Genomic DNA, 314 nt, shown 5'->3' with positions numbered 1-314 from the left:
ACTTCGCCAAATACAATGACCACTGTCAGCCCTTCCATTGGACTAAAGGGCCGGAAAAGCTTCAGCACATCATCGAGCTCACCCAGCAATTCCAAGCCGAATATGCTGCTGCGCACTTATGAGGCGATGTACTAGACTCATCGCCAATCTCCGTGCTCTCGCTCCTTCGTACGTTTCCCTTGAACTAAGGCCCCTTCCCACCCTCGGACTTTCTCCGAGCTCCCAGGTACTGTGGACCTATCCGACTCCCACCTGGTCCCGCTTCGGCCCCTCGCGGGGCAGCGGTCGGTCCGCTCGGGGTCTACCCGAGCTCC

The sequence above is a fragment of the Verrucomicrobium sp. 3C genome (assembly GCF_000379365.1).
In the GTDB taxonomy this organism is placed as follows: domain Bacteria; phylum Verrucomicrobiota; class Verrucomicrobiia; order Methylacidiphilales; family Methylacidiphilaceae; genus Methylacidimicrobium.
This window is presented reverse-complemented; position numbering follows the sequence as displayed.